The organism is Aeromonas jandaei, from assembly GCF_037890695.1.
Lineage (GTDB): Bacteria > Pseudomonadota > Gammaproteobacteria > Enterobacterales > Aeromonadaceae > Aeromonas > Aeromonas jandaei.
The window spans coordinates 1,481,520-1,506,400 of record NZ_CP149571.1 but is presented as its reverse complement, the minus strand read 5'-3'; the positions used below and the strand labels follow the sequence as shown (position 1 = coordinate 1,506,400).

Sequence of the window (24,881 nt, the reverse complement as noted above, 5' to 3'; positions counted from 1 at the left end):
AACGACTGTAAATAAGGCAAGAGCCCTGTCACTTTCTTACAAAAGTGCGGACTTGGTTCCATGAAGACTTGAGAAAGGCAGAACAACTCCGACCCGACTTCCCAATCAATTCCATTTGACCGCCAACACCCGATTTCATCGAGCATTAGTCATTGCCAGCACCCTGCTGGCAACGCCTATTTCAGCCGAGATACCCCCTGTTTGCAAGCCGGATTTGCCAATTTCAGAGGTACCTCACATCTGGCAAATCCGCATTCAAAAATGCCTTACGAAAAGAAGCGCGTCAGGATCCAGGAGTAGGCCAGCCCCCCCAGATAGACCCCGACAATCCCCATCACCCCGGACAAAACGGGAGGTGCCGGGATCGGCAATTTGAGGAAAGAAAACAACAAACCGACTATAAAGCCGGCCACCATCGCCAGTAGCACTTCATTCATATAACCTCCGATTTGACTCATTTTATTATTAGTTTAGATAGGAAAACGGTTGTCACCGCTCCATACGCGAACGCCACGGCAGATGCCGTGGCGTTCGTGTTTATACCCTGTCAGTCAGGCTGATATTACATGCCGGACAGTGCCAGGAAGAAGCCTGCGATAGTCGCAGACATCAGGTTGGACAGAGAGCCAGCCAATACGGCTTTCAGACCAAATTTCGCAATGGTGCCGCGGCGGTTCGGTGCCATCGACCCCAGACCACCCAGCAGAATGGCAACAGAGGAGAGGTTGGCAAAACCACACAGGGCAAAGGAGATGATCGCCTTGGTGTGATCGGACATGGCCACACCGTTGATCAGCACCTCGTTTTTCAGGTACGGAGCGAAGTTCAGATAAGCCACGAACTCGTTCACTACCAGTTTCTGACCGATGAAGGAACCGGCAACAATCGCTTCACTCCAGGGCACACCGATCAGGAAAGCCAGCGGGGAGAAGATCCAGCCCAGCAGCAGTTCCAGAGAGAGCTGCGGATAACCGAACCAGCCACCCACACCGGAGAAGATACCGTTGATCATGGCGATCAGGCCGATGAAGGCCAGCAGCATGGCGCCGACGTTCAAAGCCAGTTGCATACCGGCAGAAGCGCCAGCAGCAGCAGCGTCAATCACGTTGGCCGGCTTGTCGTCCAGCTCGGCATCTGCGGAGCTTTCGTCATAGTTCGGGGTCTCGGTTTCCGGTACCAGCAGCTTGGCGAACAGCAGACCACCTGGTGCAGCCATGAAGGAGGCTGCGATCAGGTACTCCATCTTGACGCCCATGGAGGCGTAGCCAGCCAGAACGGAACCGGCAACAGATGCCAGACCACCACACATGACCGCGAACAGCTCGGAGTCAGTCATCTTGGAGATGTAGGGACGAACCACCAGCGGGGCTTCAGTCTGACCTACGAAGATGTTGGCAGTCGCAGAGAGGGATTCGGTACGGGAAGTGCCCAGCACTTTCTGCAGACCACCACCCAGCAACTTGATGACCATCTGCATGATGCCCAAGTAGTAGAGCACAGCGATCAGGGAAGAGAAGAAGATGATGACCGGCAGAACACGGAAGGCAAAGATAAAGCCGCCGCCACCGAACACTTCAAACATCTTGTTGCTGACCAGACCACCGAACAGGAATTCGATACCATTCTGGCCATAGCTGATGACGCTGGAGACTGCATCGGATACACCGACCAGAATATCGCGCCCTACCGGTACATAGAGTACAAACGCACCCAGACCAGCTTGAATTGCAAACGCACCGGCTACGGTACGGACGTTGATTGCCTTGCGATTGCTGGAGAACAGCACCGCGATAAGGACGAGCGTCGCCATCCCTACCAGACCCATGAACAAATTCATTATTATCTTCCTCTAGTAGCACCTGGCTTGTTAGTGAGTTGTAAACAAACCCAACTAATCAAGGGGAGCGCATTATACTAATTAAAGTCCGATAAAATAGAATGCTGGTCACATTTTATCGGTATCAAATTATTCAAGTGTCACAAAATTAGACAGCAAACGATTTTTACGCTTATTTTTTTCCCTGATAGCTCAACCACTTGTTACACCAATGTTTCATTGTCTTTTGCGATGCCGGAAAAGTCGCTCGGCATTATCAATTAACATGATTGAAACATATTCTGCGGGTTCTTCTCGTATCCCCATCAATATCGCCGCAATTTCCGGCAGCGCTTCCGGTGTATTTCGCTCTCCTTGCCGCCCCTGTAGCGGCATATCCGGTGCATCGGTTTCCAGCACCAGCGATTCAAGCGGCATGGCCCGAAATACCTCACGGGTTTTGTTGGCCCGCTCATAGCTGATGACCCCGCCGACACCAAGATAAAAGCCCAACTGCCAGAACGCCTCTGCTTGTTGCAGCGAACCGCTGAAGGCGTGGATCACGCCACCGCGAACCGGTTTGAAGCGACGCAGCAGCTTGGCCACAGTGTCATTGGCCCGTACCGAATGAACTATCAATGGCAGCTCGAAATCGACTGCCAGCTTGATCTGCGCCTCGAACAGTTCGAACTGCCCCGCCTGAGGTACATGGGAGCGCAGATCCAGTCCGCACTCACCGATGGCTACCAGCCCCTCGGGACGGCTCGATACCAGCTCCTGCAGCCGATCTATTACCCCCTCCTCTTGTTCACCGGCGTGCCAGGGATGAACACCCAGGCCATAACACACGCCTGTGTGCTGGTTGGCCAGCGCCATCACACGGTGCCAGTTGGTCTCGGCAATAGCAGGAATGATATACTCCGTCACCCCGGATGCCTGGCAACGAGCCAGCAATGCCTCCCTGTCCTCGTCAAAGTCAGGAAAATCGAGGTGGCAATGGGTATCTGTCAGCTGCATATCACTCACACCTGTTTGTGGGATTTAATGGGTCATTGAAGATGATGAACAACAAACACCGTGGTTTTACCCTGATTGAGCTGGTGCTGGTCATCATCGTACTGGGGATCCTGGCAGTGGTAGCCCTGCCCCGTTTTATCAATATCAAGGACGATGCGCTCAAAAGCATGGTATCGGCGACTGCGGGCAATTTTGCCAGTGCGGCCCGTCTGGCCAATGCCGGCTGGGCGGTGGTAGTGAAGGGGCAATCCGTCGCGCTCTACAACCTGAGCAGTTTTGGCAACAGCACGATAGATATCAATCGCTATGGCTGGCCGGTGGGCTCCGAAGAGGATTACAACAAGCCGGTAGACACCCCCTATCAACCGGGATCTGGCAACCATATCTCGGTCAGCAACCAGTCAGACTGCCGACTGCTTTTTACCGATCTGCTGGATGGCAGTCAGAGCGTTGCGTCAACGGATCAGCCTGACGCAGTGCAGAAGCGGGCTGATTACCTTTCCACCATGATTGGCCCGGGTCATCCGGATGAAGATGAAGGCAACGAGGTGCACTATAACTGCCGCTATATTCTGCGCGATTCTGTCGGTCGCTTCCCGGATTACCCGAATGGCCTGGGTTTTGAATACAACAGCGTTACCGGTGCCGTGACCCGCAATTTTCAGTAAGTGAACCATCACTGCCGGGATTGCACTCTTTCGATGGCTCCTCATCATAACGAACCGGCGTACAACAGCGCCGGTTATCCTGAGTAAGTCCCCACTCTTCACACCACTCGTCGTAACGGGCCAACCAGCGTAGCAACACCCCTTTCATCGGCACTCCCTCCCGCAGTTGAAACACAAGCAGGAGAACATCCTAGCAGAGCGGAGAAAGTGAACAAGTCATCACGATGCGACGCAAACAGCGATAAAAAAACCGGCCAGCATTGCTGACCGGTTTTTCTCATCTTGACTCGATAGCATTAGAGGCTTTTGAGCTTCTCTTCCGGCAGGGCCAGCTCGTCGTTGTGGTTAACGCCGATGCCACGCTCCAGCACATGGCGAGCGATGGCATGAGCCTCTTCCAGCGAATGCATGCTGTAGGTACCGCACTGATACTCGTTCAGCTCAGGGATCTTGCCCTGCTCCTGCACAGTCAGCACATCGCTCATGGCTGCTTGCCAGGCGGCAGCGACACGGGCCTCGTCCGGCGCGCCGATCAGGCTCATGTAGAAGCCGGTACGGCAACCCATGGGGGAGATGTCGATGATCTCTACACCGTTGCCGTTCAGATGATCACGCATGAAACCGGCGAACAGGTGCTCGAGGGTATGGATACCGCGCTCGGAGAGGATCTCCTTGTTCGGTACGCAGAAACGCAGGTCGAACACGGTAATGGTGTCTTTATTCGGGGTCTGCATGGTTTTGGCCACACGCACCGCTGGCGCTTCCATACGGGTGTGGTCAACGGTAAAACTGTCCAATAACGGCATTTCTGACTCCTGATTGGGTTACCAGAACCAGCCCCCGCGGGAGAGCTGATCCTTGCATTGTCGATACTGGGCGCCGTAGCGCTGGGCGCGAGCTTCCACCTTGCGCGAGGTTTTCATCAACCACCCCTTGCTGCGATAGCTGCCACGCCGATAGCCACCCCACCCTTCGTGATAATTGAGATACTGGCCATAGGCATCCCACTTGGAGGTGCCATTGAGCCGCTGGGCCTTGTTAGTGTACCAGCCCATAAAATCGATGGCGTCGGCAAAGTCATCGCGATCGCTCCAACTATTGCCGGTCTCTCGCTGGTAATCAGCCCAGGTCTCGTCTTTCACCTGAGCGTAGCCATAAGCCGAGCTCGCCCGCCCGGTCGGAATAAAGAGGAAATACTCCATCGGCGGCTGGGCGTCGTGTACGAAGGAGGACTCCTGATACATCATGGCCATCACCACATGGATCGGCGTCCCCCACTTCTCGTTCATCTTGAGCGCGGCCTTGTGCCACTCCGGCTTCTCGCGAAAGATCTGGCACAGGTTTTCCGGCTGAGCCGGCGGGCGGGTACTGCACGCAGTGAGTACTGCCAGCAGGCCCGCCACCGCCACGATGCGCTTTCGGGACATCAGAGCAGAACTTGTTTTGCTCTCCTGAACATAACGAGGCAAAAACGACATCAGATAGCGTCTTCGTTCTCTTCGCCGGTACGGATACGAATGACGCGCTCCACCTCGCAAACGAAGATCTTGCCGTCACCAATCTTGCCGGTGCGGGCGGTGTTCTGGATCGCTTCCAGACAGGCGTCGAGATCCTCGTCCTGCACTACCAGCTCCACCTTCACTTTCGGCAGGAAGTCGACCATGTACTCGGCACCGCGATAGAGCTCGGTGTGCCCCTTCTGGCGGCCGAAGCCTTTGACTTCGGAGACGGTCATGCCGTTGATGCCAATCTCGGCCAAGGCCTCGCGCACATCGTCCAGCTTGAACGGTTTGATGATGGCTTCAATCTTCTTCATGGTGACTCCTTACCAGTTCTGTTTGCCAAACCCGGAAGTAATGGGGTAACGGCGATCCTTACCAAAGTTGCGGGCCGTGATGCGGGGCCCAACCGCCGCCTGACGGCGCTTGTATTCGTTGAGATCCACGAGGCGGATCACCTTGCGCACCACCGCCTCCTCGAAGCCCTCTGCCACCATGTCGGCTACGGACGCATCCTCTTCCACGTAGCGCTTCAAGATGGCATCCAGGATGTCGTACGGCGGCAGGCTGTCCTGATCCACCTGATCCGGCGCCAATTCTGCTGAAGGCGGACGGTCGATAACCCGCTGCGGGATCACGTAGTCGACCGAGTTGCGATATTCGCACAACTTGAAGACCAGCGTCTTCGGCACATCTTTCAACACGTCAAAACCGCCCGCCATGTCACCATAAAGAGTCGCATAGCCCACCGCCATCTCGCTCTTGTTGCCGGTAGTCAGCACAATACGACGACGTTTGTTGGAGAGCGCCATCAAGAGCACACCACGGCAGCGCGCCTGCAGGTTCTCTTCGGTGGTATCGCGGGCGGTACCTTCAAACAGCGGCGCCAGCTGGGTCATAAACCCTTCGAACATCGGCTCGATGGAGATGATGTTGAACTCGACCCCCATCCGCTCGGCCTGCTCCTTGGCATCCTCCACGCTCATCTGGGCGGTATAGCGGAACGGCATCATCACCGCCTGCACCTTGTCGGCCCCGATGGCATCGGCCGCAATGGCCAGCGTCAGCGCCGAGTCGATGCCGCCGGAGAGGCCCAGCACAGCACCGTGGAAACCGTTCTTGGTGACATAGTCGCGCACCGCCAGCACCAGAGCCTGATAGGTCTCAGCCAACGGCTCCAGCGGCGCAGCCGGTTCCCGCTCTTTCACCGGTTGACCATCCGCAAAGCGTACCAGCGCCAGCTCTTCGGCAAACGGTGCCAATTTGTGGGTCAACTCACCCTGGCTGTTGAACACCTTGGAGCAGCCGTCAAAAATCAGCTCGTCCTGACCGCATACCTGATTGAGGTAAACCAGCGGCAGGCCGGTCTGATCGCAGCGTTCAGTCATCAGTTCTCGGCGGATCCAGGGTTTCTCCTGATCGTAGGGAGACGCATTGATGGTGAGCAGCAGATCGGCCCCTGCCGCCTTGGCGGCCAGCGCCGGGCCCGGCTGCCAGAGGTCTTCGCAGATGAGCAGCCCCAGATTGTGACCACGGAAGGGAACCACACAAGTTTCAGTCGCGGCGGTGAAGTAGCGCTTCTCGTCGAATACCCCGTAGTTGGGCAGGTCCTGCTTGAAGTAACGGGCAATCAGCTTGCCGTGCTCATAGAGGGAGGCTGCGTTATAGAGCGCCTCCCCTTCACGCCAGGGATGCCCTACCAAAATGGCGCAGTTCCCCTGCCATTCGGCAATGCGAGCCAGCGCGGCATCGACCCGGATCATCAGGTCGGCGCGCAGCAGCAGATCTTCCGGTGGATAACCGGTCAGGGCCAGCTCGGAGCAGACCAGCAGATCGGCACCTTGCTGTTCGGCTTGAGCGGCCGCAGCGAGCACTTTGTCAGTGTTATCTTCGATGGCGCCTACCGTCAGATTCAACTGGGCAAGCATCAGAGAGAGGGCTTTTGCCATGGCGATGCATCTTGAATTCGAAAATGATGGGGAATGATAAAGAAAAGGGGGGCGATCTGCCAGTTCAAGACTGGTGTAACCATGTGACAGCCATCGGCAGTAAGGATAAGCTGTAGATAGTCACGGAACGACACACCTCAGGCCACCATGAAACAACGCGGATTTACCTTGCTGGAGCTGATGATCGCCATTGCACTGGGGGTCATACTACTTGCCATTGGTATTCCTGCCCTAAGCGACCTGCTCAAAGAGAACACCGCCAACTATGAAAGTGAGCGGTTGATGAAACACCTGCGCTTCGCGCGTAACGAAGCAATCAGTGAGCAGCAAACCGTAAGCGCCTGCCTCATCAACAATGCAAGCCAGTGTGTTTCCAGCAATTCAACACAGTTCCTGGTATTTGCCGATACCAATAACAACTCCCAACTTGATAACGGTGAAACAGAGTTGGCACGTACCCCAACCTTTTCATCCAGCGCAGCTATCACCTCGACCAGAACCCGGGTTCTGTTTGCTCCAGACGGTACCAGCCTGGGTACCAATATGACCATTAAAGTCTGCGTGAGCCAAGAACCGGAGATTGACCTGGTTCTTGCCGTTTCTGGCCGCAGTAGCAGGACAGACACCACAACAATCTGTCCTTGAGCCAATCATCTTGCACTACTGCTATCTTGGCTGCTCTTTCTCTTGTTTTCGGGCGGACTCGAGAGTGAAAGGCCGATCGACAGGCTGACATTCCAGCACTTTCCTCACCATCAGCAGCTGCCCGTTCATCTCAAACCCCTTCTCCTGGAAGGCAATCTCAGGCTTTTTGTTATCCGCAATAGCGCCCTGCAATACAACATTCGCCCCATTCTCCAGTTCGACATAGCACTTACGATCTACCGCTGCATGAGCGCAGCTAACGCCCAGCAGAGTCAACAACAGCATATTCGCTCTCATTGGGGTTCATCCTCGTAGAGATATATCTTCTTGGGAGTCATATCCATTTCGGCCTCATCGGCCCCCTCTGAACATTGCCCAGCCCCGGTACAGCGGGTAGGTTGATTATTCCCATCACTTTTCAGAATAACCTCCTCACCCGGAGCACCACCGATAATACGGATCTTGGCATCATCACCAGCATGTACCACGAGGTCATCAGCTACTTTATTATTGACCTCGACATAGCGTTCCGGAGACTGATTACCAGCCTGATCGACCGTGTAGCGGAATGATGTGCCATAGTGCATATCGACCATATATTGACGCATGGCACCTATCGACTGAATGGTACACTCCTCAAAAGATTGCACCTGCGGCAGGAAGGAGGTGAAGTAAAGTTTGCCCTGAAGGACAACCCCTGCTCCCATCGACTTCTCTCCCGTTTGATCCAGCCAATATTTCCACCCCATCTTGCTGGTCAGGGTTTTCTTGATCGCCAATATCTGCGTATCCGTTTTACCAAGGAAGGGGTCAGTTGTTACATCGTATAGTTGATCAATAGTGATCGCCGATGGAGGAGTGACGGTGCGGTAGGATTTGGGTACAACCTGATAGTCCCGCAGCATGAAATAGGCATTGTTGACGGTCGATTCTGATGATGGGCGATTACGGTCGCCAGAACCAATCAAGACCGCATCGAAGGGGCGTTCGCTATAAACATACTGGCTATTTTTTACTTCCCACCCCTTATTGATTGTTCTTACCAATACAGGTTGAGTGAAGAAGCGCCGATCTTCACTTTGCTGTGTGTCGGAACCCAGACTGGCAAATTTGAATACACTCCAATCTGTTTTATTGGTTCCTGGCAAATCCATTCGCCAGATATTTCCGCCAGTATCGCTGGCATAAATACGGTCGACTTTACCATCTCCATCACTATCAAGAGTCGCCACACCACCGGGCATACTGTCCAGCATGGTGCTGACTTGCAGGTTTGTCGTACTGTTGGCTGCTGGCGTTGCACTGTATATCAGAGCACCGGTATTAGCATTCACTATATAAATACCTGTTCCACTGCTATCAGAACTACCCAACCCGAGAGTACTTTTATTCAGATCATAACCACCAGCAAAAATCACTACCGGATCGGAGACGCCGGGAACAAATGCCACTTCAGGGACAGACCAGGTCTGCCCCAACTGGGAAAAACCACTCGAATCTGGTGTAATGGACCACTTCAGTGTTGGTGCATCTGGATTTGTGACATCAAAGGCATAATAGTTTTTACCGCCACTGCGCAACCCGACAAACATCCAGACATAATCGCCCTCTGATGCTTTTATCACCCCATTCTGGTTAGCATCTTTGATGAGTGCTACAGGAGAGGAGTCGACACCAAATACGTGAGCAGATGACTCACTATTTTGCCGTAACGCTTTTTGAGTAGCTAGCAGCGGATAAGGCATCATGGCCCAGGTTTCATCAACAGATGAACCCAGATCCTTGAACATATGCAAAAAACCGGCATTGGTCCCCATGATAATACGCAAGTCCGGCGTACAGCTAGTCTGCCCTTGTGCAACCGTACAACCGTAGTTGATCACCAAAGGTCTGGAGTGCAGGGGATCACCCAATATATATTTCCTGATTGTCGTACTGCTGTCGTTATCTTCATTGTCGACATCACTACCAGTAATCCAGCTGAACATATTATCCAGTTCAGAGACGTCAGATAACTGCATGAGTGAACGTAGCGCCTCAGCACTGCCAGCCATTATCTGGGCATTGCTGCGCGTAAAACTATCAAGGCGTTTTGGCGATGCCTTGTCATTGATGAGATAAAGATTACGGTTGCTTTTATCGGCAAGCATCTCCTGCACACCACCTTTTGCAACCAGATTACCGTCATCCTCTGATGACCAAAAAGTTCTGGCCCCCTCCAGAATTGTGCCATCACTCTTTATCGCCGGTAATGTAGTGGTATCAACTACATATCCCTTGTCAGACAAGACCAGCTTTTTCAAATTACCTTTCCATCGTGGACCCGTATCAGGTTCAAACATGGCATAGTAAATATTATTAAGACTTCTGGTTCGGTCAAAGTTATTTGTTGCAATAGCGGGAGATACCAGAGAGGTATTGATGCGCAATATGGCCAGTAAAGATGACTTCAGTGCCTGACTGAGTGCTTCGGCACTGGTCGCAGGATAATATAGTCCGCCACCACGACGAGCTGTTTCCGCTAACAGGTTACCTGCACCAGTAACAGCATCATCACCGAATCCAACTGTAAATGTTGTAACAGTCTGAACTCCGGGGGAACCCGGGTTTATATCCTTGTTTCTCATATAGCCAGCCAGTGCAGCAATATAGCTGGTGCTGCCACTACTGCCATATCCAACAGTTGTACCATATGCAGCTTTTTCAGTCGCATTGAGATTATCCAGCAACCCCTGCACTAACGAGTTGGCATTGGTATCCTGGGTTGGTTCACCATCAGTTATATAAATGACATAGCCATTGTTAGAGCATTTATCATAAGGAGCTTTATAGGTTCCGACAGGGTTTTCTGCCAACGTATCCCGAGTCGGAGTTCGTGAGCTATCGTCATCACCATAATAAACTGAGCGGCCACCAAATAAACGATAGGCTTCATATAGCGTTTCACATAGCGGCGTATTAGTTTCTGCTCCAAGGCTATCTATGGTCGACAATAAGTTCTGTTCCGCCGTAACACCATTACCGATATCGGTATCGTTACTCAGAATACGACGAACGATACGCCCACCATTTCGGCCACCATTGCTGTCATTGTAGTTATATACAGCCAGTCCAAAATCAACACCAGGAGTTGAAGATATCAATCCCTTCACAGCATCCTTGGCAACCTGAAGTCGTGACTGGACGCTATGTCCTGACGGCCCATAATACCACCTGATGTAATTTGCACTATATAAGGTAACTGCAGTATTACTCCCCGCAGCAGCATTGCTGATATTCGTTGTGTAATACCATAAGCCACTACTATTTGAAGTCTTATTTACTGGGTAACCATTCGAGATGCTTCCAACAACCAAACTTGGACCAGAATAGGGGTTACTGTTGTTACTGGAAATTATATCTTGCTTGCAATCAACCAATACAATATTCGATTCAGTTCGGCCAGAAACTGATCCCCATGTACCCTGCCGCGGCTTCCCTCCAGAATAACTAGAGTAGGTATAGTTCCAGACTTGTGACTGAAAGTAACCAATGTTCGACAATGGTGTTTTTGAAGATGCACAGGCATTTATACTGTCTTGAAATCGCTGGGTATTGGTGATAGTTGGAACTGTACCATCAGTAGAAAAGTAGACATACTTTTTACTATTTCCGGTATCTGGATCATTACTGAGTGCTGGATATGTCGTATTTGGATCGTAAGCTTCTCTAACCACATCCATGGTTGAGCTCATACTCCCTGAATTATCAAAGATAACCAGGATTTTTGGTCTGAAGTCACCTGCTTTTGAAAAATCATAAATAAACAGTTCGGTGTCATCAGAATAACTGCTGCTTGCCAAGACCGGCATGGCGGCCATTACGGTGCAAAGCAGCAAGGCTCGTCCATGTTCGCGCATATCCTATGCTCCTATTCCGCCTTTAACAGGGGTTGCTCTACCCCGGCAGTCCAATTCATTGCACGACTGTTCTTGCCATATGTTGCTGCAGCCTGCAGCTCAACATAACGACAAGAAGGGATAACATTCTGGCTACTGGCATCCACTTTCCGCTTGCAGACACTTTCACCACGCCGTTCCATATTGACCGTATTTCCATTAACCGAGATTGCAGAACTGGCCCCCATTGTCGCAATCTTGCTCGACAGACCAGCTTGCAATAACGCACTCTCTATCATCCCTTCAATCCGATGCTCAGCCTGCTGCAAACTGGCTGCAGCCCCCGCCATTTTGAGATCCACACCACTGGACTGCATCATCACGACAGCGATCAGGGTCAGCGGTACCAGGATGACCAAAGCCACGATCAATGCAACACCTCTGGCTCGTCTCATTTGCCACCTCCAGCAATGGCTGCAGGGTTACGCAACGCGATGGATGTCTCCAGAAGCAATCGTCGAAAACCATCACCGCTACCGGCGACCTGAATATTACCAACCTGATATGTATTGTTATTTATATATTTCGATGAAGCTTGCAGAGAGCGAACAAGAATAAACAGACGGGCAGCAATGACACGCCCTTCATTCCATTCATTACTGGCAACAGAACTGATTGATACATATTTATCTATTCGCCCATCCTGAACTGGACTGGTATCTACACCGTATAGCAAAGTTATTTTTTCTATACCTTGTGCCAGTGCGCCAGATATATCCCATGATCCATCGTTGGCAGTCAGCATTCGCTTGTGTAATTCAGGGACTCCACTGTTATCCACAATATGGTAGATGTAATGCTGATACTCCCATAACTGTCTATTTGGCATAGCAGTATTATCAGGAGGGGCTTCGTTGCCGCGAAATATAACAGCAGACTGAGGCGTCGTTGCCATATAGAACCTATTTGCAGAGAGTGCACTGTCTGCCAAGGGGAAACCTATCAACCGCTTGATGCTGATGATGTCTGAATTCGCAACCCTGTTGGCCGATGCAATACAGCTGAATGCATTGCCTGTGATCAGCTTGTTGGCATCAATATGTGTCGCCCATACACCACGTACTGGTGCGGATGCTGATGGGAAACTTCCTTCACCACGCTCATCCAAGCAATCTTTGCTGGAGGTAATAGCAGCACCAGATGTTTTCGTTACCCCAACGTTCAGCTGCATCGGCATACCGGTATAATCGCCCCAAAAACCGGCCCACTTGAGATCCTGGGCTATCAGACGCATCGCCAATCGCCCGTTTTCCTGCAACTCGCTCTGGTCAAACGCATCTTCAGAAGTCGTTCGAGAAGCAACGAACACACTCAGCACACCACCTAGCAGAAAAACACCGATCACCATAGCAATCAGCCATTCCACCAAGGTAAAGCCACGGTTGTTCATAAGGTGGTCGTCAATACGTATTGACGCCTCGTCAAGTCGACCCCGGATATGCCGCAAGCATTGGTTGTGGCTGATGCGATAGCACTTGAACCATCATGGGAGGCCTTGCGACCAGCCCAGAAAATGGCCACGGTCAGCGAGTCACTCGCCCCCTTGATGATGCAACCGACAGGATTGTTGAGCGTGGAGCCGGCGCCCGATGCGGCACTACCTATCAGGGACTGACGCCAGTAGTAGAGATCGAGCGCCAGCATATTGGCATCACTGCAGTTGCTCATGGTGCCATCAGCATTGGCACAGGATGGTAGCGATGATGTACTCGAACTGACGATCCAGGTATTACTGGCTTGCGCCTCCCAGATAGCTCGATTGACCTTGATCCGCTCCACCATGTCGTTTGCCAGCCAGCTGGCTATGGTGCGTTGCCTCGCCTCATATCCTGCGAATTTGGATTGCGCCTGCATGGCGACCAGCCCCAGCAGGCCAAAAGAGAGCACAACAGCAGCAATCATCACTTCAAGCAGGCTGAAACCGGAGGGCACACTATCAAAACCTGTGCGTTTCATGACCTAGTTCCAGCAATTATTGTTGGTTGCATTGCTGATATTTTTTGCGCTCTTGGTGCCATTTTGGTCGATAGAGAAAATAATGCAGTCTCGGTCAGAGCCCTGTGCACCAGAGGCTGTCGCAGTCAGGGTATAGGTATTAGCGGCAGCAGAAATAACCAGATGGTAAAAACCGGAATCTGAATTGTCAGAGATATTGAGTGCCGACGCCGAAGAGGCGTACTGATTGAAGTCCATAAAATAGCTCTCTTGCCGGTTGGCGGTATCAAGCAGCATCTTTTTCGCATCGACACGATGACTGGTCAGCAAATATTGCTGATAAGCGGGATAAGCGATGGTGCCAAGGATCGCCACAATGGCGACAACAACCATCAACTCAATAAGAGAAAAGCCACGAAAGTATCCAATCATATCCCATCCTTGGTGACAGACTGCTTCATAAGTTTAACGCCGAGCCTGTCACTAGAACAAACCCGGCGTCAATATCATTGCACTTTATTCTTAAGCCTTGCTGGCGTCACTCAAATAATTCTAAGTTCCGGCGGCACTTCAAACACCACGTTCTCTTCGCGACCGGGGTGCTCGGCAACCACCTTGCCACCCAACTCACGCAGGCGAGCGATGACGGATTGCACCAGCACCTCGGGGGCGGAGGCACCTGCGGTCACGCCAATCGCCTTGACCCCTGCCAGCCACTCGGCATCAATCATGGAGGCATCGTCGATGAGGTAGGCCTTGGCACCCACCTTCTCGGCCAACTCCCGTAAGCGGTTCGAGTTGGAGGAGTTGCGCGACCCCACCACCAGCATGGCTTCCACCAGCCCCGCCATTTCCCGCACCGCATCCTGACGGTTCTGGGTGGCGTAGCAGATGTCATCCTTGCGCGGCCCCTGAATGTTGGGGAAGTGCTTGCGCAGCGCATCGATGACATCCGAGGTCTCATCCACGCTCAGGGTGGTCTGGGTGACGAAACAGAGGTCATCCGGGTTCTTCACCTTGAGTTTGGCCACATCTTCCGGCGTCTCCACCAGATACATGCCACCCTCACGGTTCTCGTACTGACCCATGGTGCCGATCACCTCGGGGTGGCCGGCATGACCGATAAGCACGGCTTCGGAGCCCTTGCGACTGGCACGATGGACTTCCATATGCACCTTGGTCACCAGCGGACAGGTTGCATCGAATACCTTGAGGGCGCGGGACTTGGCCATCTCGCGCACCGCCTTGGAGACGCCGTGGGCGGAGAAGATAACAATGCTGTCATCCGGTACCTCGTCCAGCTCTTCGACGAAGACGGCACCCGCATCTTTCAGCTTGTTCACCACATAGCGGTTATGTACCACTTCGTGACGAACATAGATGGGAGCACCGAACTTCTCCAGCGCACTCTCGACGATGCTGATGGCACGGTCGACACCAGCGCAGAAGCCACGGGGGTTAGCCAGCAGAATATCCATCAGTGAACCTTCTCCTCGTCATCAACCCCCAGGATCTCCACCTCGAAGGTGACGGTGTGACCGGCCAGGGGGTGGTTGAAATCGACCGTGACCGACATCCCTTCCACCGCTCGGATGATCCCCGGCAGCTCGCTGCCGTTGGGCTGGTCGAACAGGATGATGGTGCCAACCTTGGGCTCCACATCGGCGCCAAACTTGGCGCGATCCAGATGGTAGATGTTGTCGGGGTTGGAGAGGCCAAAGGCCTCCTCCGGCGCCAGCGTAAAGCTCTTGCTCTCCCCTTCGCGCAGCCCCAACAGGCACTGCTCGAAGCTTGGCGTCAGACTGCCATCGCCCATCCGCAGACGGGCCGGTTTACCGTGCAGCGCCGTGCTGTCGGCCACCGAGTCATCTTCCAGCTTGATGGTGAAGTGAAACAGCACGCTGCTGTCAGCGGTGATCTGCTGGCTCATGCCTGCTCCTTTTTCTCGCCACGAAAGCCATCCAGCACGATCATGGCGGCACCGATGAAGATGAAGCTGTCGGCCAGGTTGAACGCAGGCCAGTGAGCGGAACCCCAGTAAAAATCGAGGAAGTCGACCACATGGCCCAGCACCAGTCGATCAAAGACGTTACCGAGGGCGCCGCCAATGATGAAGGAGTAGGCGATGCCGCTCCAGTACTGGGTCACCGACTGCTTGCGTAACCAGTGGATCAGCAGGCCACAGATGGCAAAAGCGAGCAGGGCAAAGAACCAGCGCTGCCAGCCACCCTGATCAGCCAGGAAGCTGAAAGCAGCACCCTTGTTGTAGACGTGAACCAGGTTGAAGAAGGGGGTGATCTCCACCCCCGGGTAACCAAATGGCAGCAACTTGACCACGGCGAGCTTGCTCGCCTGGTCCAGAACAAAGGCCAGCACCGCCAGCCACAGCCAACGCAGGCCGCTTTTATGTTGAGTCATGTTCATCAGGCAAATTGACGCGTTTCGCCGTCACCCTCGACGTTGGTGACGCAGCGGCCACAGATCTCTTCGTGACCGGCGATGGTGCCCACGTCTTCTACGTGGTGCCAGCAGCGGTCGCACTTGGCGGCGGCAGACTGGGCCACACTCAGCCACAGGTCATCGCGCTCGGTCGCCACGGCATCTGCCGGTGCGGCATCGACGCTGACTACCTTGGCCTTGGAGGTGAGCAACACGAAGCGCAGCTCATCAGCCAGTGCGTTCAGACGCACAGCCAGCTCCGGTTTAGCGAACAGGGTCAGCTCGGCCTGCAGGGAACCGCCGATGCGCTTCTCGCCACGAGCCACTTCCAGCGCCTTGTTCACTTCACCGCGCACGGTGAGGATCTCGGCCCAGAACTCGTCGTTCAGCACTTCGCCCGCTTCCAGCCCGAACAGGCCATCGTACCACTCCTCGGTGAAGACGAACTCACCGCGTTCGCCCGGCAGCAGAGCCCAGATCTCATCGGCGGTGAAGCTCATGATCGGCGCCATCCAGCGCACCATGGCCTCGGCGATGTGATAGAGGGCAGTCTGGCAGGAGCGACGGGCCAAGCTGTCGGCCTTGGCGGTGTACTGACGGTCCTTGATGACATCCAGATAGAAGGAGCCCATCTCGATGGAGCAGAACTGCATCAGCTTCTGGGTCACGCCGTGGAAGTTGTACTCGTCGAACGCAGCCACGATCTCGGCCTGTACCGCTTTGGCACGGCCCACAGCCCAGCGATCCACCACCACCATGTCGGCAGGCGCTACCATGTCGGTCGCCGGATTGAAGCCGTTCAGGTTGGCCAGCAGGAAGCGGGCAGTGTTGCGAATACGACGATAAGCATCGGCAGAGCGCTTGAGGATCTCGTCGGAGACGGTCATCTCGCCGGTGTAGTCAGTGCTCGCTACCCACAGACGCAGAATGTCGGCACCCAGCTTGTTCATTACGTCTTGCGGGCTTACCACGTTGCCGATGGACTTGGACATCTTGCGACCCTGACCATCCACGGTGAAGCCGTGAGTCAGCACCTGGTTGTAGGGAGCCTTGTCTTTCATCGCCACGCCGATCATCAGGGAGGACATGAACCAGCCACGGTGCTGGTCAGAACCTTCCAGATACATGTCGGCCGGCTTGCCGTTGAACTCGGGACGGGCATCGACCACGGAGGCGTGGGTAGAACCGGAGTCAAACCAGACGTCGAGGGTGTCAGGCACTTTCTCGTAGTTGTCGGCATCGGCGCCCAGCAGCTCGGCCTTGTCCAGATCCCACCAGGCCTGGATACCGGACTGCTCGACCCGCTTGGCCACCTCTTCCATCAGGCGTACAGATTCCGGATGCAGTGCCTGAGTCTCCTTGTGAACGAACAGGGAGATGGGCACGCCCCAGGTACGCTGACGGGAGATACACCAGTCAGGACGGTTCTCGACCATCGCCTGGATGCGGTTTTTACCCCAGGCCGGCACCCAGCCGCTCTGACCGTGCTGGGCAATGCCCTCTTTCTCGATACGCTCGATCTCTTCCAGTGCGCGCTTGCGCAGACCCTTCTGCTCCATGCTGATGAACCACTGCGGGGTGGCACGGAAGATGATCGGGGTCTTGTGACGCCAGCAGTGCGGATAGGAGTGGTTGAACACCTTGTGGTGCAGCAGGGCGCCACGCTCGGTCAACACCTCGACAACAGCTGCGTTGGCCTTGAATACGTGCTGGCCGGCAAACAGTTCGGTATCCGGCAGATAGACGCCGTTGCTGCCAACCGGGTTGGCCACTTCCAGACCGTACTTCTGACCGACTACGAAGTCTTCCTGACCGTGGCCAGGGGCGGTGTGAACGGCACCGGTACCGGCATCCAGAGTGACGTGATCGCCCAGTACCACCGGCACATCAAAGCTGTAGAAGGGGTGGTTAAAGCGCAGCAGCTCCAGAGCCGCACCTTTGGCGTAGCCCAAGTTGTGGTAGTGCTCGATACCGGCGCGATCCATCACATCCTTGACCAGCTCGGCGGCCAGGATCAGACGCTCGGGGTTCTCCCCTTCAACCTGAACCAGTGCGTAGTCCAGATCGGCGTGCATGGCGATGGCGCGGTTGGCCGGCAGGGTTCACGGGGTAGTGGTCCAGATCACGGCAGAGAGGGTGCCTTTGCCGGTGTGGCCTTCGGCGCAGTCAAACTTGGCGGCAACAGCGGCCTCGTCGACGGCCTTGAAGCGCACGTCGATGGAGGGGGAGTTCTTGTCGTAGTACTCAACCTCGGCTTCAGCCAGCGCGGAGCCGCAATCGGTACACCAGTGCACCGGCTTGGAGCCTTTGTGCAGGTGGCCGTTTTCAACAATCTTGGCCATGGAGCGGATGATGTTGGCTTCGGTGCCAAAATCCATGGTCAGGTAGGGATGTTCCCAGTCACCCAGCACGCCCAGACGGATGAAGTCGGTCTTCTGCGCTTCGATCTGGGTCTTGGCGTATTTGCGGCACTCGGCGCGGAATTCGGCAGCGGAAACCTTCTCGCCCGGCTTGCCGACCATGCCTTCTACTTTCAGTTCGATAGGCAGACCGTGGCAATCCCAACCCGGCACATAGGGGGAATCGAAGCCAGAGAGGCCCTTGGACTTGATGATGATGTCTTTGAGGATCTTGTTGACCGAGTGACCGATGTGAATGTTGCCGTTCGCATAGGGGGGGCCATCGTGCAGAATGAAAGAAGGCTTGCCCGCTTTGGCGCGGCGAATAGCGCCGTAGAGATCCTGATCGTACCAACGTTTCAGCATGTTGGGTTCGCGCTTGGCCAGATCGCCACGCATCGGAAACTCGGTTTCCGGAAGATTCAGGGTGTGTTTATAGTCGCTCATCAGTCCTGGGTTCCCTTCTTTTCTAAAAGAGTGCTGGGTAAATGAAATTGCGGCAGCCCGAACCAGGCTCGGGCCGCCAGGGCATCTCGTTCGATCTGCTCCTTCAAGGCAGAGAAAGAGTCAAATTTCTGCTCTTCGCGCAGCTTGTGGCGAAGCAGCACCTTGACCTGTTGACCGTAAAGGTCACCAGAAAAATCAAACAGATGTACTTCCAATCTGGCTTGTGTACCGCTCAAGGTCGGCCGTACACCCACATTGGCTACACCGGGGAAGGTCTTGCCGGAACATATCACTTCCACCGCAAACACGCCACCGACCGGGATTACCTGACGCTTGAGGGCCAGATTGGCGGTGGGAAAACCTATGGTGCGCCCCAGCTTGTCGCCGTGGGCCACCCGGCCGCTGATGGCATAAGGACGGCCGAGCATCAGCTCAACCTCCGCCATGCGGCCCGCCTTGAGCGCCTCACGCACCAGCGTGCTACTGACCCGCTGACGGGATAGCTGGAAGCTCTGGGTGCTGATCACCTCGAAACCGAAGCGCTGGCCCGCCGCCTCCAGCAGGTGGAAGTCCCCTTCCCGCCCCTTGCCGAAGCGAAAATCGTCGCCGACCACCAGATAGCGCACGCCAAGCTTCTCGACCAGCAGTTGCTCGATGAAGGTGGCAGCAGCCTGACTGGCAAAGCGGTGGCTGAAGCGTACGCAGAGCATGCGGTCGATCTGCAACTCCTTGAGCGCTTCATACTTCTCGCGCAAGCGGCTCAGGCGTGCCGGCGCCTCGCTACCGGCAAACAGCTCCAGCGGCTGCGGCTCGAACAGCATGACGCAGGCGGGCAATCCCAGCTGGGCCGCTTTCTCCCTGAGACGTGCCAGTACCGCATGGTGACCCTGATGAACCCCATCAAAGTTGCCAATGGTCAATACACATCCCCAGTGACGGGGCTTGAGATTGTGAATACCGCGAATAAGCTCCATCGCTGCCTTGTGCGTTGCTGCTGTCGAAATCGCCGGATTATATATCAGGCGGCCATCAGGGTCAGCCCTGTTGCGGCCCCGATTTCAGCTCTCGGGGCCGAAATACCAACTCACTTGACGCCTTCAAGCCTCGGACATGGATCAATCTTCACGACCCGATTTCAGATCTCTTGGCCGGATCCCCAGTGCCAGCAGGACTCCGGCATAGATGGCCCCCCCCAGCACCAGCAACATGGTCAGCTGCAGGCTCGCCTTGCCCATGCTCCATTCCCCCCATTGGGTCAGGTCTGGCGACAGGTAGAGGAGTACTCCCCCCATCAGCAGGCTCGCCGTCAGCAACTTGAGGCAAAAGATCCCGGTATGGCGGGAAGGCCGGTAGACGCTCTGCTGATGGAGCCCCTTGAACAGCAGGGCTGCGTTCAGCGTGCCCGAACAGGCGGTCGAGAGCGCCAGCCCCACGTAACCGAGCGGATAGATGAAGAGGAGGTTGCAGACCATGTTGGCGGCCATAGAGATCATCCCGATCCGTACCGGCGTTTTGGTGTCCTGACGGGCGTAGTAACCGGGCGCCAGCACCTTGATCAGCATCAGCGACAGCAAACCGGAGGTGGATGCCAGCAAGCTGGCGCTCGACATGGTCACCTCATGCAAGCCGAACTCGCCGCGCATGAACAGTACCCGCAGGATCGGCTCACGCAGCACGGCAATCCCCACCATGGCGGGCAAACCGAGCAGCATCACCATCCGAACCCCCCAGTCCATGGTGCGGGAGAAGTCGGCCGGATCGGCATCCACATGCTTCTTGGCCAATGCCGGTAGGATAACGGTACTGATGGCGACACCGAACATGCCGAGCGGGAACTCCAGCAAGCGATCCGAGTAGTAGAGGTAGCTGATGGCACCGGTCGCCAGAAACGAGGCAAGCATGGTGTTGACCAACAGGTTGATCTGGCTGACCGATACCCCGAACAGCGCCGGGATCATCAGGGTGCGGATCTTCACGACCCCCGGATGGTGCCAACCCCACTTGGGCCACACCAGCATGTTGATCTGGCGCAGGAACGGGAACTGGAACAGGAACTGTACCAGACCACCGAGGAAGACACCGATGGCCAGCGCCAGTTCGGGATCGTCCAGCCAGGGCGAGATCCACCAGGCGGCAGCGATCATGGTGATGTTGAGGAAGATCGGCGTGAAAGAGGAGACCCCGAAGCGACCGAAAGTATTGAGAATGGCCCCCGCCATGGCGGTAAAGGTAATGAACCAGAGGTAGGGGAAGGTGATTTTGAGCATCAGGCTCGCCATCTCGAACTTCTCGGCAGCCGGCCCGCCATGGAGCCAGTCCCAGAACCAGCCCCAGCCAAACAGGGCGGTCAGCACGCCGGAGCCCAGCACCCCGAGCAGGGTCACCACAGTCACTATCCCGCCGAGAGTCCCCGCCACCGCAGCCAGCAGTTCACGCACTTCACTCTCATCGCCCTTTTTCCGGTACTCGGTCATCACGGGGACAAAGGCCTGATTGAAGGCACCTTCTGCGAACAGACGACGCAGGAAGTTGGGAATGCGATTGGCAAAGAAGAAGACGTCTGCGGCAACCCCGGCACCGAGCAGATTGGCGATGACCACATCGCGCACCAAGCCCATCACACGGGATGCCAACGTCATTCCGGACACAATAATTCCGGATTTGATCAATTTCTTACTCAAGACGAGGCCTCTGGAACTGTCAGAATGAAAAGAATGCTGCTAGAATCGGCCGACAGTTTAACCGTCTCCCATCTGACACACCACCGGGGGGCGGTGTTTATTTGCACAAATCATTTGACAATATGTGGTTGGGAAGGCATATTTCCGGGCCTTTTCAATACACTCGCTAAGACAGTTTTAGGAGTTTTACCTTGGCTAACATCAAATCTGCTAAGAAGCGCGCTCTTCAGTCAGAGAAACGCCGTCAGCACAACGCCAGCCGTCGTTCCATGACCCGTACCTACCTGAAGAAAGTCATCGCTGCTATCGCCTCTGGCGACAAAGCTGCCGCGACTGCCGCTTTCGCTGTTGCTCAGCCGATCATGGATCGTATGGCGACCAAAGGCCTGATCCACAAGAACAAAGCTGCTCGTCACAAGAGCCGCCTGTCTGCCCAGATCAAAGCTATGGCTTAATCAGCTTCTGCTGATAAAAGCTGAAAAAACCGGCCTAGTGCCGGTTTTTTATTTATCTGCGCTGCAGTAAAGCCGATGCAGCAAGGAGATCATCTCGCGCACCTCGTGGCTGCGCAGCGAATAGTAGACCGTCTGGGCCTCTTTTCGCGTGTTGACCAGCTCATCGCGCCGCAGCAATGCCAGATGCTGTGACAACGCAGACTGGCTCAATCCCAACCGCTCGTTGAGTTCCCCCACCGACAGCTCCCGCTCCAGCAAATGGCACAGGATAAAGAGCCGCCGCTCATTGGCCAACGCCTTGAGCAGGGCGACCGCCTGACCCGCACTGGCTTCCATCTCTTCAAGTTGCATCACACCTCTCCTCTGCCACTCATCGCCGATGATACGTGGTGACGGGTCGTTTTAAAACGACAGTGATGCTGGCTGGATGGCGGAGAAGTTCTCCTCCCCGGCAAAGAGGAAGGTGAAATCACTCTCGCACACCCGTTTTACCGCCGGATGCTGGATCATCCGCTCGGCGAAGATGACGTAGTACTCCTCCATCAGATCCTGGGTCTCGCCCAGCAACATCACCCCCTCCCCCTCAAGGATCTCCTCCCGATAGATGGTGGGGGCCATAAAGATACCCTGATTGAAGAAGCCAAACGCCTTCATCAGCGCCGCATCGTCAAACTCGCCAAGGATGCTGGGGGAGACCCCCTGCTGTTCAAACCACTGGGTAAGCTGGCGCCCCATGGCTGTTCGGCGCCCCGGGATTAGCAGCTTGCGCTCCTCAAGGCAGGCCGGAAAAGGGAGCGATGGCAGCGGCGCCTTACAGAAGAAGCTGACACCACAGCCACCAAGCCGCTTGGAGAGCAGGCCCGCATGCTGGCTGGAATCCACCGGACAGTCGGAGAGGATCATGTCGAGCTTGTGCTCGCTCAGCTGCTCCAGCAGCAGTTCGTGGGTCGATTCGAAGCAACGCAGGTGGATGGAGCCATCGTTGGGGATGACTGAGAGCAGCACACGACTGGCAAGGCGCTTGGAGAGGGCATCGGCGATGCCGACGTCGAACAGGATCTGGCTCTCCTTGCGGTAGTTGACGATATCGAGCATCTCGTAGGAGAGGCTGAACATCTTGTCGGCGTAGCGAAACACCAGCTGACCCAGCTCGGTTGCCTCAAGGGTGCGCCCCTTGCGCTTGAGCAACTTGCCGCCCAAACGCTGCTCCAGCAGCTTGATCTGGCCGGTCACCGTCTGCGGAGTCAAAAAAAGGGCTTCTGCCGCCTGAGTGACAGAGCCCTTCTTCTGCGTCATCCAGAAATAGTAGAGATGGTTGTAGTTAAGGTGTGACATCCGATGGGGTTCCCGCCTGGCGCGGGCTCCGGTAGCAGCTGAGTTCAACCGCCAGAATGTCATACATGTCGCTGACCGAGTCAACCTTGTTCGCACCGAACTGCGCCATCAGGTCGGCCTTGAGCCGCGCCTTGTCGGGCTGGCGATCACCGCAGTAGCGCTTGTTGGAACGCTTGACCATCTCCCCTGCCCGGCTGCTCAGCGCCCGCTCGGAGAAGGTTTCGCCAAAGCGGGCCTTGGCCTGCTTGTCCCCCAGCAGCACGGCGCTATCCACCACACCGTTGAGATAGGCAGAGCAGCTTGCCGAAGCGGCATCCTGCCTGCAATCCTCAAACCCGCCCGCCCATGTCAGCGGGCTTAGCAACATTACTGCCAGCCATGCCTGTTTTTTCATAGTCCCTCCGCACTCTGATCCCCGTCACACTTGGGAAGAGCCAATCGCAAGGCCAGATAACCGACTACCGCCGCCAGGGTGGAGCCCACCAGAATACCGAGGCGAGAGTAGCTGCCGTAATCCAGCCCACCATGCTCGAATGCCAGCGATGCGATAAACATCGACATGGTGAAACCAATGCCACAAAGGATGCTGACCGCAAAGATCTGCTTGAAGTTGACTCCCGGTGGCAACTGCGCCACACCCAGCTTGACCGACAGCCAGCTGATGGTGAATACCCCGAGCGGCTTGCCGATAAACAGCCCCAACATGATGCCCATAGGCACCGGGCTCAGCAGGGATGAGAGACCGATCCCCTCCAGCGATACCCCCGCGTTGGCAAAGGCAAACAGCGGCAGGATCAGGTAGGCACTCCAGGGGTGCAGGGCATGCTCCAGATGCTTGAGCGGCGAGGCATAGCGCTTGCCGTTAAGCGGGATCATGAAACCAACCACCACGCCAGCCAGGGTCGCATGGACACCGGATTTCAGCACCGCCACCCAGAGCACCAGCCCGACCAGCATGTAGAGGCTGATCCGATCCTCGCCGCGGCGGTTCATCCAGAACAGCGTCAGGGTCGCCAGAATACCGACCGTCAATGCCGCCAGCGACAGCTGCTGGGTGTAGAACAGCGCGATGATGATGATGACACCCAGATCATCCATGATGGCAAGCGCCAACAGGAACACCTTGAGGCTCACCGGCACCCGCTTGCCGAGCAGCGCCATCACCCCGAGGGCAAAGGCAATATCGGTCGCGGCCGGAATCGCCCAGCCAGCGCGCGCCACTTCGTCCGAGTAGTTGAAGAAGGCGTAGATCAGGGCCGGAGCCAGCATACCGCCCACCGCAGCAATGGCCGGGAAGGTCGCCTGCACCCGGGATGAGAGCGCACCTTCCAGCATCTCGCGCTTCACTTCGAGCCCGACCAGCAGGAAGAAGATCGCCATGAAGCCATCGTTGATCCAGAGCAGCAACGGCTTGTCGATATCCAGTGCCGCAATGCGTACCTGCACCGGCGTATCGAGGAAGGCCTGGTAGCTTCCAGAGAGGCCGGAATTGGCCAATATCATTGCCAGCATGGCCGCCATGATCAGAATAATTCCGGAGGCGGCCTCCAGCTTCAGGAACTTTTTGATTACGTCGCTCATGGTTAAAATATCCACAGAATTACTTTACGTTGAGTCTATAACCGATAACAACTCTTGGAAAATCGTTTCTTACTGCT

General features: G+C 55.3%; 25 protein-coding genes and 1 pseudogene. 3 read left to right on the top strand and 23 right to left on the bottom strand.

Features of this window, described 5'->3' with window-relative positions; genetic code table 11:
• Positions 1–266 precede the first annotated feature (266 nt).
• The 3 genes from WE862_RS07330 to WE862_RS07320 form a co-directional block, all read right to left on the bottom strand.
• On the bottom strand, positions 267–437 hold the full coding sequence (locus WE862_RS07330) for a XapX domain-containing protein (protein ID WP_005340467.1): 171 nt from the start codon (positions 435–437) through the stop codon (positions 267–269).
• 125 nt (positions 438–562) lie between these two features.
• Entirely contained in the window at positions 563–1,837 is a 1,275-nt protein-coding gene (locus tag WE862_RS07325; protein ID WP_033112949.1) for a NupC/NupG family nucleoside CNT transporter, read from the bottom strand.
• 216 nt (positions 1,838–2,053) lie between these two features.
• On the bottom strand, positions 2,054–2,833 hold the full coding sequence (locus WE862_RS07320) for a TatD family hydrolase (RefSeq protein WP_042030715.1): 780 nt from the start codon (positions 2,831–2,833) through the stop codon (positions 2,054–2,056).
• A 41-nt stretch (positions 2,834–2,874) separates the two neighbouring features.
• Here WE862_RS07320 and WE862_RS07315 point away from each other — a divergent pair, with 41 nt between their 5' ends.
• Positions 2,875–3,501 carry a type II secretion system protein gene (locus WE862_RS07315; RefSeq protein ID WP_042030717.1) on the top strand — a complete coding sequence of 209 codons (627 nt, stop codon included), beginning with the start codon at positions 2,875–2,877 and terminating at the stop codon, positions 3,499–3,501.
• Positions 3,502–3,797: 296 nt separating this feature from the next.
• On the opposite strand, the gene luxS is transcribed toward WE862_RS07315, so the two are convergent.
• Genes luxS through WE862_RS07290 form a run of 4 tightly spaced genes read right to left on the bottom strand, consistent with a single transcriptional unit; the run spans position 3,798 to position 6,949 of the window.
• Positions 3,798–4,307 carry an S-ribosylhomocysteine lyase gene (gene luxS / locus WE862_RS07305; RefSeq protein WP_042030719.1) on the bottom strand — a complete coding sequence of 170 codons (510 nt, stop codon included), beginning with the start codon at positions 4,305–4,307 and terminating at the stop codon, positions 3,798–3,800.
• 18 nt (positions 4,308–4,325) lie between these two features.
• Entirely contained in the window at positions 4,326–4,928 is a 603-nt protein-coding gene (locus tag WE862_RS07300) for a transglycosylase SLT domain-containing protein (RefSeq protein ID WP_042030721.1), read from the bottom strand.
• 50 nt (positions 4,929–4,978) lie between these two features.
• Positions 4,979–5,317 carry a nitrogen regulatory protein P-II gene (gene glnB / locus WE862_RS07295; protein WP_005308848.1) on the bottom strand — a complete coding sequence of 113 codons (339 nt, stop codon included), beginning with the start codon at positions 5,315–5,317 and terminating at the stop codon, positions 4,979–4,981.
• 9 nt (positions 5,318–5,326) lie between these two features.
• Entirely contained in the window at positions 5,327–6,949 is a 1,623-nt protein-coding gene (locus WE862_RS07290; protein ID WP_042030723.1) for an NAD+ synthase, read from the bottom strand.
• Positions 6,950–7,096: 147 nt separating this feature from the next.
• Here WE862_RS07290 and WE862_RS07285 point away from each other — a divergent pair, with 147 nt between their 5' ends.
• The gene (locus WE862_RS07285) at positions 7,097–7,594 is read left to right on the top strand and encodes a GspH/FimT family pseudopilin (RefSeq protein ID WP_042030725.1); all 498 of its coding nucleotides are present in this window, start codon (positions 7,097–7,099) and stop codon (positions 7,592–7,594) included.
• A gap of 21 nt (positions 7,595–7,615) precedes the next feature.
• Here the strand turns inward: WE862_RS07285 and tapY2 are convergent, their stop codons facing one another.
• The 12 genes and pseudogenes from tapY2 to murJ all read right to left on the bottom strand — a co-directional run bounded on the left by tapY2 (position 7,616) and on the right by murJ (position 21,433).
• Entirely contained in the window at positions 7,616–7,879 is a 264-nt protein-coding gene (tapY2, locus tag WE862_RS07280) for a type IVa secretion system protein TapY2 (protein ID WP_269780164.1), read from the bottom strand.
• An 8-nt stretch (positions 7,880–7,887) separates the two neighbouring features.
• Positions 7,888–11,493 carry a pilus assembly protein gene (locus WE862_RS07275; protein WP_042030727.1) on the bottom strand — a complete coding sequence of 1,202 codons (3,606 nt, stop codon included), beginning with the start codon at positions 11,491–11,493 and terminating at the stop codon, positions 7,888–7,890.
• Between the two features lie 11 nt (positions 11,494–11,504).
• Complete coding sequence (locus WE862_RS07270) at positions 11,505–11,927, bottom strand: pilus assembly PilX family protein (protein WP_041209101.1); 423 nt, start codon at positions 11,925–11,927, stop codon at positions 11,505–11,507.
• Positions 11,924–12,922: a PilW family protein gene (locus WE862_RS07265; RefSeq protein ID WP_082035439.1), complete on the bottom strand. Its 999-nt coding sequence runs from the start codon at positions 12,920–12,922 to the stop codon at positions 11,924–11,926. Before WE862_RS07265 ends, WE862_RS07270 begins: the two co-directional genes overlap by 4 nt.
• Positions 12,919–13,488, bottom strand: coding sequence for a type IV pilus modification protein PilV (gene pilV / locus WE862_RS07260; RefSeq protein ID WP_042030728.1), 570 nt, complete (start codon positions 13,486–13,488; stop codon positions 12,919–12,921). The genes WE862_RS07265 and pilV overlap by 4 nt, the downstream gene beginning before the upstream one ends.
• Before the next feature lie 3 nt (positions 13,489–13,491).
• On the bottom strand, positions 13,492–13,899 hold the full coding sequence (gene tppA, locus WE862_RS07255) for a type IVa pilus pseudopilin TppA (RefSeq protein WP_042030729.1): 408 nt from the start codon (positions 13,897–13,899) through the stop codon (positions 13,492–13,494).
• 110 nt (positions 13,900–14,009) lie between these two features.
• Positions 14,010–14,945, bottom strand: coding sequence for a 4-hydroxy-3-methylbut-2-enyl diphosphate reductase (gene ispH / locus WE862_RS07250; protein ID WP_042030731.1), 936 nt, complete (start codon positions 14,943–14,945; stop codon positions 14,010–14,012).
• The gene (gene fkpB, locus WE862_RS07245; protein ID WP_042030732.1) at positions 14,945–15,397 is read right to left on the bottom strand and encodes an FKBP-type peptidyl-prolyl cis-trans isomerase; all 453 of its coding nucleotides are present in this window, start codon (positions 15,395–15,397) and stop codon (positions 14,945–14,947) included. The genes ispH and fkpB overlap by 1 nt, the downstream gene beginning before the upstream one ends.
• The gene (gene lspA / locus WE862_RS07240; RefSeq protein ID WP_042030734.1) at positions 15,394–15,891 is read right to left on the bottom strand and encodes a signal peptidase II; all 498 of its coding nucleotides are present in this window, start codon (positions 15,889–15,891) and stop codon (positions 15,394–15,396) included. Before lspA ends, fkpB begins: the two co-directional genes overlap by 4 nt.
• Positions 15,891–18,752, bottom strand: a pseudogene (ileS, locus tag WE862_RS07235) (isoleucine--tRNA ligase). The gene lspA and the pseudogene ileS overlap by 1 nt, the downstream one beginning before the upstream one ends.
• On the bottom strand, positions 18,752–19,726 hold the full coding sequence (ribF, locus tag WE862_RS07230; protein ID WP_042030736.1) for a bifunctional riboflavin kinase/FAD synthetase: 975 nt from the start codon (positions 19,724–19,726) through the stop codon (positions 18,752–18,754). The pseudogene ileS and the gene ribF overlap by 1 nt, the downstream one beginning before the upstream one ends.
• 141 nt (positions 19,727–19,867) lie before the next feature.
• Positions 19,868–21,433, bottom strand: a complete 1,566-nt coding sequence (murJ, locus tag WE862_RS07225) for a murein biosynthesis integral membrane protein MurJ (RefSeq protein ID WP_042030737.1) — start codon at positions 21,431–21,433, stop codon at positions 19,868–19,870.
• A gap of 191 nt (positions 21,434–21,624) precedes the next feature.
• On the opposite strand from murJ, the gene rpsT reads away from it, so the two are divergent.
• The gene (rpsT, locus tag WE862_RS07220; protein WP_005308808.1) at positions 21,625–21,888 is read left to right on the top strand and encodes a 30S ribosomal protein S20; all 264 of its coding nucleotides are present in this window, start codon (positions 21,625–21,627) and stop codon (positions 21,886–21,888) included.
• 48 nt (positions 21,889–21,936) lie between these two features.
• Here rpsT and WE862_RS07215 read toward each other — a convergent pair whose 3' ends face one another.
• From WE862_RS07215 to nhaA, 4 genes are read right to left on the bottom strand one after another with little or no spacing between them, the layout of a single operon-like run.
• Positions 21,937–22,239 (bottom strand): ArsR/SmtB family transcription factor, encoded by a 303-nt coding sequence (locus tag WE862_RS07215; protein WP_042030738.1) that lies wholly within the window; start codon positions 22,237–22,239, stop codon positions 21,937–21,939.
• A gap of 51 nt (positions 22,240–22,290) precedes the next feature.
• Positions 22,291–23,223 carry a transcriptional activator NhaR gene (gene nhaR / locus WE862_RS07210; RefSeq protein WP_042030739.1) on the bottom strand — a complete coding sequence of 311 codons (933 nt, stop codon included), beginning with the start codon at positions 23,221–23,223 and terminating at the stop codon, positions 22,291–22,293.
• Positions 23,210–23,617: a hypothetical protein gene (locus WE862_RS07205; RefSeq protein ID WP_042030740.1), complete on the bottom strand. Its 408-nt coding sequence runs from the start codon at positions 23,615–23,617 to the stop codon at positions 23,210–23,212. Before WE862_RS07205 ends, nhaR begins: the two co-directional genes overlap by 14 nt.
• Entirely contained in the window at positions 23,614–24,804 is a 1,191-nt protein-coding gene (nhaA, locus tag WE862_RS07200; RefSeq protein ID WP_033114070.1) for a Na+/H+ antiporter NhaA, read from the bottom strand. The genes WE862_RS07205 and nhaA overlap by 4 nt, the downstream gene beginning before the upstream one ends.
• Positions 24,805–24,881 lie beyond the last annotated feature (77 nt).

Excerpts from the sequence above, each read along its gene's own strand:
- WE862_RS07215 (WP_042030738.1), bottom strand. The coding sequence starts at position 22,239 with ATGCAACTTGAAGAGATGGAAGCCAGTGCGGGTCAGGCGGTCGCCCTG.
- nhaA (WP_033114070.1), bottom strand. The coding sequence starts at position 24,804 with ATGAGCGACGTAATCAAAAAGTTCCTGAAGCTGGAGGCCGCCTCCGGA.
- lspA (WP_042030734.1), bottom strand. The coding sequence starts at position 15,891 with ATGAACATGACTCAACATAAAAGCGGCCTGCGTTGGCTGTGGCTGGCG.
- tppA (WP_042030729.1), bottom strand. The coding sequence starts at position 13,899 with ATGATTGGATACTTTCGTGGCTTTTCTCTTATTGAGTTGATGGTTGTT.
- WE862_RS07320 (WP_042030715.1), bottom strand. The coding sequence starts at position 2,833 with ATGCAGCTGACAGATACCCATTGCCACCTCGATTTTCCTGACTTTGAC.
- luxS (WP_042030719.1), bottom strand. The coding sequence starts at position 4,307 with ATGCCGTTATTGGACAGTTTTACCGTTGACCACACCCGTATGGAAGCG.
- WE862_RS07275 (WP_042030727.1), bottom strand. The coding sequence starts at position 11,493 with ATGCGCGAACATGGACGAGCCTTGCTGCTTTGCACCGTAATGGCCGCC.
- glnB (WP_005308848.1), bottom strand. The coding sequence starts at position 5,317 with ATGAAGAAGATTGAAGCCATCATCAAACCGTTCAAGCTGGACGATGTG.
- WE862_RS07270 (WP_041209101.1), bottom strand. The coding sequence starts at position 11,927 with ATGAGACGAGCCAGAGGTGTTGCATTGATCGTGGCTTTGGTCATCCTG.
- WE862_RS07290 (WP_042030723.1), bottom strand. The coding sequence starts at position 6,949 with ATGGCAAAAGCCCTCTCTCTGATGCTTGCCCAGTTGAATCTGACGGTA.
- WE862_RS07300 (WP_042030721.1), bottom strand. The coding sequence starts at position 4,928 with ATGTCCCGAAAGCGCATCGTGGCGGTGGCGGGCCTGCTGGCAGTACTC.
- WE862_RS07315 (WP_042030717.1), top strand. The coding sequence starts at position 2,875 with ATGATGAACAACAAACACCGTGGTTTTACCCTGATTGAGCTGGTGCTG.
- WE862_RS07205 (WP_042030740.1), bottom strand. The coding sequence starts at position 23,617 with ATGAAAAAACAGGCATGGCTGGCAGTAATGTTGCTAAGCCCGCTGACA.
- ribF (WP_042030736.1), bottom strand. The coding sequence starts at position 19,726 with ATGGAGCTTATTCGCGGTATTCACAATCTCAAGCCCCGTCACTGGGGA.
- WE862_RS07330 (WP_005340467.1), bottom strand. The coding sequence starts at position 437 with ATGAATGAAGTGCTACTGGCGATGGTGGCCGGCTTTATAGTCGGTTTG.
- WE862_RS07325 (WP_033112949.1), bottom strand. The coding sequence starts at position 1,837 with ATGAATTTGTTCATGGGTCTGGTAGGGATGGCGACGCTCGTCCTTATC.
- WE862_RS07265 (WP_082035439.1), bottom strand. The coding sequence starts at position 12,922 with ATGAACAACCGTGGCTTTACCTTGGTGGAATGGCTGATTGCTATGGTG.
- fkpB (WP_042030732.1), bottom strand. The coding sequence starts at position 15,397 with ATGAGCCAGCAGATCACCGCTGACAGCAGCGTGCTGTTTCACTTCACC.
- nhaR (WP_042030739.1), bottom strand. The coding sequence starts at position 23,223 with ATGTCACACCTTAACTACAACCATCTCTACTATTTCTGGATGACGCAG.
- ispH (WP_042030731.1), bottom strand. The coding sequence starts at position 14,945 with ATGGATATTCTGCTGGCTAACCCCCGTGGCTTCTGCGCTGGTGTCGAC.
- WE862_RS07285 (WP_042030725.1), top strand. The coding sequence starts at position 7,097 with ATGAAACAACGCGGATTTACCTTGCTGGAGCTGATGATCGCCATTGCA.
- tapY2 (WP_269780164.1), bottom strand. The coding sequence starts at position 7,879 with ATGCTGTTGTTGACTCTGCTGGGCGTTAGCTGCGCTCATGCAGCGGTA.
- pilV (WP_042030728.1), bottom strand. The coding sequence starts at position 13,488 with ATGAAACGCACAGGTTTTGATAGTGTGCCCTCCGGTTTCAGCCTGCTT.